The 10,268-nt window shown below is 72.9% G+C and carries 9 protein-coding genes and 2 pseudogenes; 5 read left to right on the top strand and 6 right to left on the bottom strand.

The genetic code is table 11. The features are described from left to right. Positions 1-227 precede the first annotated feature (227 nt). The gene (locus JNW87_RS28255; protein ID WP_238454701.1) at positions 228-1,460 is read left to right on the top strand and encodes a phosphatidylserine/phosphatidylglycerophosphate/cardiolipin synthase family protein; all 1,233 of its coding nucleotides are present in this window, start codon (positions 228-230) and stop codon (positions 1,458-1,460) included. Here JNW87_RS28255 and JNW87_RS28250 read toward each other — a convergent pair. Beyond that, a complete protein-coding gene (locus tag JNW87_RS28250) occupies positions 1,391-1,783 on the bottom strand; it encodes a hypothetical protein (RefSeq protein ID WP_238454702.1) in 393 nt (130 codons plus the stop codon). The two genes, JNW87_RS28255 and JNW87_RS28250, sit on opposite strands and share 70 nt — an antisense overlap. Here JNW87_RS28250 and JNW87_RS28245 point away from each other — a divergent pair. After that, complete coding sequence (locus JNW87_RS28245; protein ID WP_238454700.1) at positions 1,680-2,264, top strand: WYL domain-containing protein; 585 nt, start codon at positions 1,680-1,682, stop codon at positions 2,262-2,264. The two genes, JNW87_RS28250 and JNW87_RS28245, sit on opposite strands and share 104 nt — an antisense overlap. 99 nt (positions 2,265-2,363) lie before the next feature. Here JNW87_RS28245 and JNW87_RS28240 read toward each other — a convergent pair. Beyond that, positions 2,364-3,190 (bottom strand): annotated as a pseudogene (locus JNW87_RS28240) (NUDIX hydrolase). A 71-nt stretch (positions 3,191-3,261) separates the two neighbouring features. Here JNW87_RS28240 and JNW87_RS28235 point away from each other — a divergent pair. Continuing rightward, entirely contained in the window at positions 3,262-4,230 is a 969-nt protein-coding gene (locus JNW87_RS28235; protein ID WP_238454699.1) for a Gfo/Idh/MocA family protein, read from the top strand. Between the two features lie 88 nt (positions 4,231-4,318). On the opposite strand, the gene JNW87_RS28230 is transcribed toward JNW87_RS28235, so the two are convergent. From JNW87_RS28230 to JNW87_RS28220, 3 genes and pseudogenes are all read right to left on the bottom strand, one after another. Beyond that, the gene (locus JNW87_RS28230) at positions 4,319-5,323 is read right to left on the bottom strand and encodes an inorganic phosphate transporter (protein ID WP_109804641.1); all 1,005 of its coding nucleotides are present in this window, start codon (positions 5,321-5,323) and stop codon (positions 4,319-4,321) included. A gap of 4 nt (positions 5,324-5,327) precedes the next feature. Continuing rightward, entirely contained in the window at positions 5,328-5,954 is a 627-nt protein-coding gene (locus JNW87_RS28225) for a DUF47 domain-containing protein (RefSeq protein ID WP_109804640.1), read from the bottom strand. A gap of 129 nt (positions 5,955-6,083) precedes the next feature. Further along, positions 6,084-7,024 (bottom strand): annotated as a pseudogene (locus JNW87_RS28220) (PPK2 family polyphosphate kinase). Positions 7,025-7,282: 258 nt separating this feature from the next. Here JNW87_RS28220 and sigJ point away from each other — a divergent pair. Continuing rightward, the gene (gene sigJ, locus JNW87_RS28215; protein ID WP_109801029.1) at positions 7,283-8,242 is read left to right on the top strand and encodes an RNA polymerase sigma factor SigJ; all 960 of its coding nucleotides are present in this window, start codon (positions 7,283-7,285) and stop codon (positions 8,240-8,242) included. Between the two features lie 7 nt (positions 8,243-8,249). Here the strand turns inward: sigJ and JNW87_RS28210 are convergent, their stop codons facing one another. Beyond that, positions 8,250-8,756, bottom strand: coding sequence for a DUF402 domain-containing protein (locus JNW87_RS28210; protein WP_109801030.1), 507 nt, complete (start codon positions 8,754-8,756; stop codon positions 8,250-8,252). A 96-nt stretch (positions 8,757-8,852) separates the two neighbouring features. Between JNW87_RS28210 and JNW87_RS28205 the strand changes: the two genes are divergently transcribed. Next, positions 8,853-10,268 (top strand): ATP-dependent DNA helicase (locus JNW87_RS28205; RefSeq protein ID WP_255544441.1); only part of this gene is annotated, 1,416 nt, incomplete at its 3' end.

Genomic DNA, 10,268 nt, shown 5'->3' with positions numbered 1-10,268 from the left:
GACCAGCCGACGCAGGATCCGGCCGGGTTGTCCGGCCTGCCCCGCAGCAGTCTGGACCTGGGTGACGAGAGCACTGGCGGTCGGGCCGCCGAGGAGGCGATCGGGGCCCGGCCCGGCGAGTCCGGCACCGAGATCGACGACCGCACGCAGCGCTGACACCGCCGTTCACGGGACGTTCGGCGCCCGGGCATTGACACCGGGAAATTCGTTCATGACCATGCCTGTCTATGATCATGAACCGTGTGGGCGGAGTGGTCCGCCGTACGCTGGTCCCCACCCTCGCCGCGCTGTGCGTACTGGCGCCGGCCGGGGCCGCCTCGGCCGCGCCCCAGGCGGCGAGTGTCTCCGCCGCCACTCTGGCCGGTTATCCGGTGTGGGCGCACTTCAGCAACCCGACCGGAGGGCGCGACTACACCATCGTCAACGAGCTGCAGCGGTTGATCGACGGGGCGCCCGCGGGCGCCACCGTCCGGGGAACGATTCACTCCCTCAGCGTGGACTCCGTGGCCGACGCGCTGCTGCGTGCCCAGAGTCGCGGCGTCACCGTGATGGTGGTCCTCGACGGAAAGAACGCCACCTCGACCGACCCGGCCGTCACGACGATCAAGCAGCTCACCAACCACCAGTTCTGCCTCAACAGCAGCGGCGGCCACGGCTGCATCAGCACCAGCGCCGACGGCGACATGCACACGAAGATTTTCACGTTCACCAGCACCACCGACCCGAACGGCGTGGCCCGCGGCAACGTCGTCTGGTTCGGGTCGAGCAACCTCACCTACGCCACCGGCCCCGACGCGTTCAACAACGCCGTCACGGTCTACGGCGACGCCACGCTCGCCGCGGGGCTCAACGCGAACTTCACCGACATGTGGAACCGCCGGCACTACAGCGGCAACGACTACTACGACTCCGCCTCCGGCCGCGGCTACTACCAGGCGGCCGCGGCCGACGCGTACGCCTCCCCGGAGGGCGCGGGGCAGACCGATACCATCGTCACCCGGCTCAACGACCTGACCCCGGACGCCGACTGCCGGCTGCGCGTCGGCATGGCGTCGGTGACCACCGGGCGTCCGCAGCTCGTCAACCTCGCCACCCGGTTCCGCGCCGCCGGGTGCAAGGTCTGGATGGCCATCGGTACGAACGCCGACGGCGGTATCGCCATGAGCCAGTCGGTCTACAACGAACTCCTCGACGCCGGTGTGGCCATCCGCCGCAAGGACAAGGTGCACGACAAGTTCTTCGCGGCGTACGGCAGGTACGGCATCGCCCTGCAGTACCGCGTCTACACGGGCTCGCAGAACTGGACGCAGGACGCGCTCGGCGAGAACGACGAGATCTTCGTGAAGATGGCCCCGGAGACCGGCACCGCCCACCCGCTTTACGACGCCTACTACACGCACTTCAACGACGCGTACAACACCGGTGTCACCTGCTCGAAGAGCAACTTCCCCTGCCGGTGACCCGGCTCGCGCGCGGTCCACTGGAGGCCGGCCGCGTCCGTGAAGCGGATTACCGACCCGATCATGTCCTCCTTGCGGCCCACCGTGGGAGGCGGCACCGCAGGCGACAGTTCGATGATGCTCAAGACCTTTTCGCCGGGTCCGACGACTGGGAGCGAGTCCCCTGGTACCTCATCGTGGTCTTGTGGGCTGGCCGTGATGTAGAGGTTGAGGATCGGCATGGCACTGTGGTTGACGACCTGCACATGCACGCTGCTGACCCCCCAAACCTCGGGCGATTCGCCGATTCGACGCTCTCCGCCGATCTGGACGTCCGCCACCACTGTGCGAGCTTGGCCAGCCTCCGCCGGCCGCCGGGACGTCGAGCCGTACCGGCTGGTCAACTGGGGGCGCCGCTGGTACCTGGTGGCCTTCGACCCGGAACGCGACGACTGGCGGACGTTCCGGGTCGACCGGATCACCCCGCGCACACTCCGAATGGTCCCCGCTTCGCGCCCCGGGAACTGCCCGAGGACGTGGTCGACCGGGTCCGGCGCGGGGTGTCGGCGGCAGCCTGGCGGCACCGGGCGCGGATCCTGGTGCACGCCCCCGCCGAGGTGGTCGCCGAACAGATCAACCCGGCCGTCGGCACGGTGGAACCGGTCGACCAGCGGAGCTGCCTGCTGCACACCGGCGCGGACCGCCTGGAGACGATGGCGGTCTGGCTCGGCCTCCTCGACACCGACTTTCACCGTCCAGCACCCACCGGAACTGGCCGACCTGCTGCGTACCCTCGCCACCCGCTACCTCCGCGCGGCGGGCTGACCGCCCTTCCCCGCCGATCTTGCAGTCAGGGCCCGCCCGTTGCCCGGAAAGCCGGTTTCGCCCGGGCCGAAAGTGCAAGATCGCGGGGGGCGGTGCGGGTCAGGCCAGGACGAAGCGGGGTTCGCCGTCGTCGGGGAGGTCGAGGCGGGGGGTGATCGGGGTGGCGGCGTCGCGGGCGGCGGCGGCGCGGGCCACGCCGGCCAGGTCGCCGGCCGCCGCCACCTGGGCCAGGGTGACCAGCGTGGGGGGCAGCATGGTCAGCTCGCCGGCCTCGGCGCGGGCCAGCGCGTCCGCCGGGCGCACCCACATGGTGTGGTCGGCCTCGCCGGAGACGTCCCGGGTCCGCTGCCCCTCCGGCAGCAGGGCCACGAAGAAGTACGTGTCGAAGCGGCGCGGCTCGAACTCCGGCGTGATCCACCGGCTCCACGGCAGCAGCAGGTCGGAGCGGAGCGTCAGCCGCCGCCCGGCGAGCAGGTCGGCGAAGCCCACCCGGCGGCCCTCCAGATCCTGTCGTGCGGTCTCCCAGTCGTCGCCGCTGACGTCACCCACCACGATCGCGGCGTCCGGGCCGGCCAGCAGCACGCCGGCCTCCTCGAAGACCTCCCGGGCGGCGGCGCAGACCACCGCCTGGGCGGCGTCCGGCGGCTGCCCGAGGCGGGTGGCCCACTCGGCGGCTCCGGGCCGGCCCAGTCCAGGTGGATCTGGGAGTCGGAGGGGTCCACCCCGCCGCCGGGGAAGGCGTACATGCCACCGAAGGCCATCGCGGCGACCCGGCGGATGACGTACACCTCGAAGTCGGCGCCGGCGGGGCGGAGCAGCAGCACGGTGGCCGCGACCCGGGGCACCGCCGGGGTGCCGCCCTCGGCGCGGAACCGCCGGGCGTGCTCCACCAGGGCGGGGGGTGCGGTGAAGCCGTCGATCGTCATCCCGCGAGCCTAGTTCCCGACCGGTGGATCATCCTCCCGGGCGTCCGGGCGGGCCGGGATAGCGTGCCGGCATGACGCGTTGGGGAATCCTGGCCACCGGGCACATCGCCGGCCGCTTCGCCGAGGACCTGCGGCTGGTGCCGGGAGCCGAACTGGTCGCGGTCGGCTCGCGTACGCCGGCGAGCGCCGAGCTGTTCGCCGCCCGGCACGGCATCCCCCGGGCGTACGGCTCCTGGGCGGGCCTGGCCGCGGACCCGGACCTGGACGTGATCTACGTGGCCACCCCGCACGCTGCCCACCACGAGGCGACCATGACCTGCCTGGCCGCCGGACGGGCGGTGCTGGTGGAGAAGCCGTGCGCGCTGGACCTGGTCACCAGCACCGAGCTGGTGGAGACGGCCCGGGCCCGCGGGGTCTTCCTGATGGAGGCCATGTGGATGCGGACCAACCCCCTGATCCTGCGCGTGGTGGAGCTGATCGCGGACGGCGCGATCGGCGAGGTGACCAGCGTGCGGGCGGACTTCGGGGTGGCCGGGCCGTTCCCGCCCGAGCATCGGATGCGGGCCCGGACGCTGGGCGGCGGCGCGCTGCTCGACCTCGGGGTGTACCCGGTCAGCCTGGCCCACCTGCTGCTCGGCGTGCCGCAGCACGTGCACGCCTGGGCCAGGCTCGGCCCGGAGGGCGTGGACGAGAACACCGGCATCGTGCTCGGCTGGGACTCGGGCGCGGTCGCCACGCTGAGCTGCGGCATGGTCGGCGCGACCGCGATCACCGCCTCGATCACCGGCACCACCGGCCGCGTCGACCTGCCCGAGCCCTTCTACCGGCCCGGCTCGGCCGTGCTGCACCGGCTCGGGACCGAACCGGAGACCATTCCCGCCGACCTGACCGGCGGCGGCTACCAGCACGAGGCCGCCGAGGTGCAGCGCTGCCTGGCCGCCGGGCTGACCGAGAGCCCGCTGGTCCCGCACGCCACGACGCTGGAGGTGATGGCGCTGCTGGACGGGATCCGGGAGCGGATCGGGGTCGACTACCCGTGAAGGCCCACTGCCGTGGCAGCAAACCCGTCGACCACGCGTGAGGGGCCCCCTGCCGTGGCAGGGGGCCCCTCGACGGGCGGTCGGCGCGTCAGAACAGCGGCCGGACCACCAGGTAGGAGAGGCAGGCGATCGCCGCGGCGGCCGGGAACGTGATGATCCAGGCGATCACGATGTTGCCGGCGACGTTCCAGCGGACCGCGGAGAGCCGCTTGGTCGCGCCCACGCCCATGATCGCCGAGGTGATCGTGTGGGTGGTGGAGATCGGCGCCTTCAGCACGAGGGCGTTGAAGTAGAGCACCGCGCTGGCCACCGTCTCGGCGGCGAAGCCCTCCGGCGGGCCCAGGTCGATGATCTTGCGGCCCAGGGTCCGGATGATCCGCCAGCCACCGGCGTACGTGCCCAGTGCCAGCATGGTCGCCGAGGTCCAGAAGACCCAGCCCGGGATGTGCGTCTTGTCGTCCTGGAAGCCACCGGTGTAGAGGGCCAGCACCACGATGCCCATGGTCTTCGCGGCGTCCTGCATGCCGTGGCCGACCGACATGGCCGCCGCCGAGAGGGTCTGCGCCCAGCGGAAACCGCGGTTCAGCTTGCCCGGCTGCCCCTTCCGGAAGAGCCAGAGGATGGCCAGCATCAGCAGGTAGCCGAGGGTGAGGCCGACGATCGGCGACAGGATCATCGGGAGGATGACCTTCTCGCCGATGTTGGCCCACTGGACCACGCCGCCGGTGGCCAGCAGGGTCGCTCCGACCAGGCCGCCGAAGAGGGCGTGCGAGGAGGACGACGGCAGGCCGAAGTACCAGGTGATCAGGTTCCAGGCGATGGCGCCGAGCACCCCGGCGAAGACCACCCCGAGGCTGGCCACGCCGGTCGGGAGCGTGACCAGGCCGTCGCCCACGGTCTTGGCCACGCCGGCGCCGAAGTGCGCGCCGACGAAGTTGCCGACGGCGGCCAGCAGCAGGGCGATCCTGGGCGTCAACGCCCGGGTCGAGACGCTGGTCGCGATCGCGTTGGCGGCGTCGTGGAAGCCGTTGGTGTAGTCGAACGCCAGGGCCACCGCGATCACCGCCAGCACGGCGATGAGTTCGGGAGTCACAGGATCAGGACTCCTTGACCGTGATGGTCTCGACGGTGTTCGCCACGTGCTCGAAGGCGTCGCAGGCGGCCTCCAGCTCGTCGGCGACCTCCTTCATCTTCAGCACGGTGAGCGCGTCGTACTCGCCGGAGAAGAGCCGGACCAGCAGCATCCGGTACGCCTGGTCGCCGTCGTTCTCGAGCCGGTTGCACTCGATCCAGTACTCCTCGAGATCCTTCATCGACTTCAGCCGGGGCATCGCCTCGGCGGTCAGCTTGGCCTGCAGGTCGAGGACGTTCACCAGCTCGTGCAGCTCGCGCGGCAGCGCGGGGAGCTTGGTCAGGCCGTACAGGTAGAGCAGGTTGCCGACTGCCTCCAGGTGGTCCATCACGTCGTCGAGCAGCGAGCCCAGCCGGTAGATGTCCTCCCGGTCGAACGGGGTGATGAAGGTGGAGTTGATCTTCTTGTACAGCTGGTGGGTGATCTGGTCACTGTCGTGCTCGACCTCGGTCAGCCGCTCGCTGACCGACTGGACGTCGACGCCGGGCAGGGCCAGCTCGTTGAGCAGCTCGGTACCCCGCACCAGGTTCTGCGCGGCCCTGGTGAAGAGCTCGTAGAAGGCGCCCTCGGTGGGACGGAAGGAAAACTTCACAGCACGGACCTCGTCGTGTCGGTGGAAGGGTGGCCGACGCCCCCGGGCGCCTGCTCTGGGCATGCTAAGGACACGGCGGGAGCGGGCATTCCCCGGCCCACCCCTGGTCAGGCCGGATTCACCGCTCGTTCACCTGCCGTTCACCTTCAGCCCCTCGTCCCCGCTCCGCAACCGCTGGCGCTCCCGCTGCACGTCGAAACCGGCAGCCGGATACCCCAGGTGAAGTCCGCCGAACGTCTCCCGGAGCAGGTGGGCGACGGCCCAGTCCCGGTACCACTTGCGGTCCGCCGGCACCACGAACCAGGGCGCGTCGTCCGCGTCGCACCGGGCCAGGGCGTCGGCGTACGCCGCCTGGTAGTCGTCCCAGCGGGCCCGCGATTCCAGGTCGCTGGGGCTGTACTTCCAGTACTTGCGCGGGTCGGTCAGCCGCTCCATCAGCCGCTCGCCCTGCTCCGCGTACGAGATGTGCAGCATCACCTTCACCAGGGTCACCGCGCCGTCGGCCAGCTCCCGCTCGAAGGCGTTGATCTCGTCGTACCGGGCCCGCCAGGTGGCCTCGTCGACCAGCGCGCCGACCCGGGCGATCAGCACGTCCTCGTAGTGCGAGCGGTTGAAGATCCCGACGTAACCGGGGGGCGGCAGGGCCCCGCGGATCCGCCACAGGAAGTCGTGCCGCAGCTCCTCCGCGCTGGGCGCCCGAACGAGCGGATGTGCAGGCCGAGCGGGTTCATCGCGCCGGCCACCCGCTTGATCGTGCCGTCCTTGCCGCCGCAGTCCATCGCCTGGAGCACCAGCAGCACCCGGCGCGGCCGGTCGCCGTCGAGGTGGGCGTCCGCCGCCGTCGGAGCGCTGGTCGGCGCATCCGGGCCGGCGGCGCCCTTCGCCGACGCGTACAGCATCTCCTGCTGCCGGCCCAGGTCGGCGCCGAGCAGCTCGACCTGCTCGTGGGCCCACGCCCTGCGCCGCTTCCCGCTGCCCGCCGCCGCCGGCAGCCCCGGCGTCGAGCGCGGGTCGAGCGCCCCCAGGTCCACCGCGCCGCCCTCGGGCCGCACCCGCAGCAACTCCCGCATCGTGCCGCCGTGCGGCGGCACGACCCCGGCCCCTTCGACTCCGCTCATCCCCCGATCCTCACCCAGCTCACCCGCCTCCGCCTCCCGACAACCCCTCCCCTGCCCGCCGCCCGGTCGATCAGGGCGGTGTGAACACCCGTTCAACCCGTTCCGCGCCCTCGTCGGGCAGGATTCGGCATCGAGTCGCGGTGGCCGTCACGTTCCGGGGCGGCGGGACGTGCAGAGGAGGGGGAGAATGCGGCTGCGGGGAGGGACGTGATGGCAGTGGATCTCGATGCCGAGTTCGAGGCGGAGCGCGGGCACCTGATGGCGGTCGCCCACCGGATGCTGGGCAGCCGGAGCGAAGCCGAGGACGCGGTCCAGGAGACCTGGCTGCGGTACGCCGCCGCGCTCGCCGACCCGGCGGCCCGCGCCCAGATCCGGGACCTGCGCGCCTGGCTCACCACCACCTGCTCGCGGATCTGCCTGGACGTGCTCCGCTCCGCGCGGGTACGCCGGGAGGCCTACCCGGGCCAGTGGCTGCCGGAGCCGGTGGTGCGGCCGGTCCCGACGGCCGACGGCTTCGCCCCCGACCCGGCCGAACGGGCGGTCCGCGCCGACCAGGTCGGCACGGCGCTGCTGGTGGTGCTGGAACGGCTCGCGCCGGAACAGCGGGTCGCGTTCGTGCTGCACGACGTCTTCGCGGTGCCGTTCGCCACCATCGCGGAGGTGCTCGGCACCACACCCGCCGCGGCCCGGCAGCTCGCCTCCCGGGCCCGCCGGGCGGTCACCGCCCCGGACGTCCCCCGGCACACCGCCGACCTGGCCGAGCAGCGGCGGGTGCTGACCGCGTTCGCCGCCGCCGTGGAGTCCGGCGAGCTGGACCGGCTGGTCCAGGTGCTCGCCCCGGACGTGGTGCTGATCGGCGACAGCGGCGGGCACTTCCCGGCGGCCCGCCGGCCGGTCGTCGGGGCCGACGCGGTGGCCCGCTTCATCCTCGGCCTCTTCGGCCAGGCCGGCCGGTACGGCGGCCGGCTGCTGGCCCGGCCCGCACTGGTCGACGGCGCCCTCGGCTGGCAGGCCGAGACCGTGCACCGGGACGGCCGGCCGATCCGGCTGGTGACCGCGTTCGCCGTGCACTCCGGCCGGATCACCGGCGTATTCAACCAGCTCAACCCGGAGAAGGTGCGCGACCTCCCACCGCTGGGCGCCGAGGAGACCTGGCCGCTGCGCTGGTGAGGTCGGCTCAGACCACCAGGGCCAGCCACTTCCGGTACGACGTGGCGAACGGCTCGGTGCCGTCGCCGAGCGCGCCGAAGAGCCAGCGGGCCGCCGACTGGGCCTCGGCGACCACGTCGTCGGGGTAGCCGAACCGCTCGCGGTGCTCGGCGAACTCGTCCTCGTCCCGCAACTCCACCAGGCCGGTCGCCCGGCGACGCACCACATCCAGGTCGAGGTCGATCAGGTGGACCGTGTCGTCGCCCTCCCAACGGGCCGGCGTGGCGATGTCGCAGTAGACCTCGCTGGTCCGCGGCGGCGGGTTGAACATGCCGGTCCACCAGCCGTGGTGCGGCACCAGCAGGACGAAGGGGATCTGCTCGACCGACGGCCGGCCGTGGTAGACCGACTCGGTGCCGGCCGGCACGCCGAGCCAGACACCGAGGTCGTCCTCGGCGAGCCGACGGGCCGGGTAGTCGCGGTGGGCGCTGCCGTCGTACTTGCGGTAGATCACGCGGACCACGTCGCTCGGCATGACTGGCACCCTAACCGATTCCGGCCACGCGACGCGATCGGCAGGTAACCGGACGCGACCCGCGCGGACGCATGCCGCGACGACGCCACGCGGCGGATGGGCGCGCCCGGTGTCGGCGGCGACGGGTACCGTCGCACGGTGACTCCGCCCCGCACCGCCACCGGTCCCGCCGCGTCCCGGAAGGGTCGGGGCACCCGGCCGAGCGGGGCCGACCTGCTCGCCGCCGCGGTCGGCGCGGTGCCCGGCGGGGCCACCCGCCCGGGCCAGCAGCAGATGGCCGAGGCGATCGAGCGGAGCATCGCCTCCGGCGAGCACCTGCTCGTCCAGGCCGGCACCGGCACCGGCAAGTCGCTGGCCTACCTCGCCCCGGCGCTGACCGTGGACGGCCCGGTCGTGGTCTCCACCGCCACCCTGGCCTTGCAGTCCCAGCTGGTCGACCACGACCTGCCCCGGCTCGCCGACGCGGTGGAGCCGCTGCTCCGCCGGCGGCCCACCTTCGCCGTGCTCAAGGGCCGGCACCACTACCTCTGCCTGGCCCGGCTGGACAACTCCACCGAGGACGAGCCGGAGGAGACCCTTTTCGACGCCCCGGCCGCCCGCCCGGGCGGCGGCGGCACGAAGTGGCTGGGCGAGGCGGGCCGGCTCGGCAAGCAGATCCAGCGGTTGCGGGACTGGGCCGAGGAGACCGCCACCGGCGACCGGGACGAGCTGGACCCGGGCGTGGACGACCAGGTCTGGCGGACGGTCTCCATGCCGGCGCGGGAGTGCGTCGGCGCGAGCCGGTGCCCGTTCGGTCAGGAGTGCTTCGCCGAGGCGTCCCGGGCCCGGGCCCGGGAGGCGGACATCGTGGTCACCAACCACAGCCTGCTCGCCGTCGACATGCTCGCCGGCCGGCACATCGTGCCGCCGCACAAGCTGCTCATCGTGGACGAGGCGCACGAGCTCGCCGACCGGGTCTCCTCGGCCGCCCAGGCCGAGCTGGTCCCGGAGCTGATCGACCGGTCCGCCCGGCGGGCCCGGCCACTGCTGCGCCCGGACGTCGCCGAACGGCTCACCGAGGCCGGCGACGCCCTCGCCGTCGGGCTGGCCGAGGTGCCCGCCGGGCGGCTGACCGGCGGGCTGCCGGGGCCGCTGCGCGAGGCGTGCACGCTGCTCGACGCGGCGACCCGGGCAGCGCTGGAGGCGATCGGCGAGGTCAAGGCCGACGACCCGGACCCGGTCCGCAAGCAGCAGGCGAAGGCGGTGCTGGACGAGCTCTCCACCACCGCCCAGCGGCTGCTGGAGGAGGCGGACCACGACGTGGCCTGGGTGGAGAAGCCCGACAACGGCAGCCGCCGGGCCCTGGTGGTCGCCCCGCTCTCCGTCGCCGGCACCCTCGCCACCCACCTGTACGACGAGCGCACCGTGGTCGCCACCTCGGCCACCCTCGCGCTGGGCGGCCGGTTCGACACGGTGGCCCGAGCGCTCGGACTCGACGCGCCGCCGCCCGCCCCGCCGACCCCGGCCGTCCGC

The organism is Micromonospora sp. ATA51, assembly GCF_016802855.1.
GTDB classification, from domain to species: Bacteria; Actinomycetota; Actinomycetes; order Mycobacteriales; family Micromonosporaceae; genus Micromonospora; species Micromonospora sicca.
Note: the sequence above shows the minus strand (reverse complement) of the source record. Positions and strands in the feature narration are given on the sequence as shown.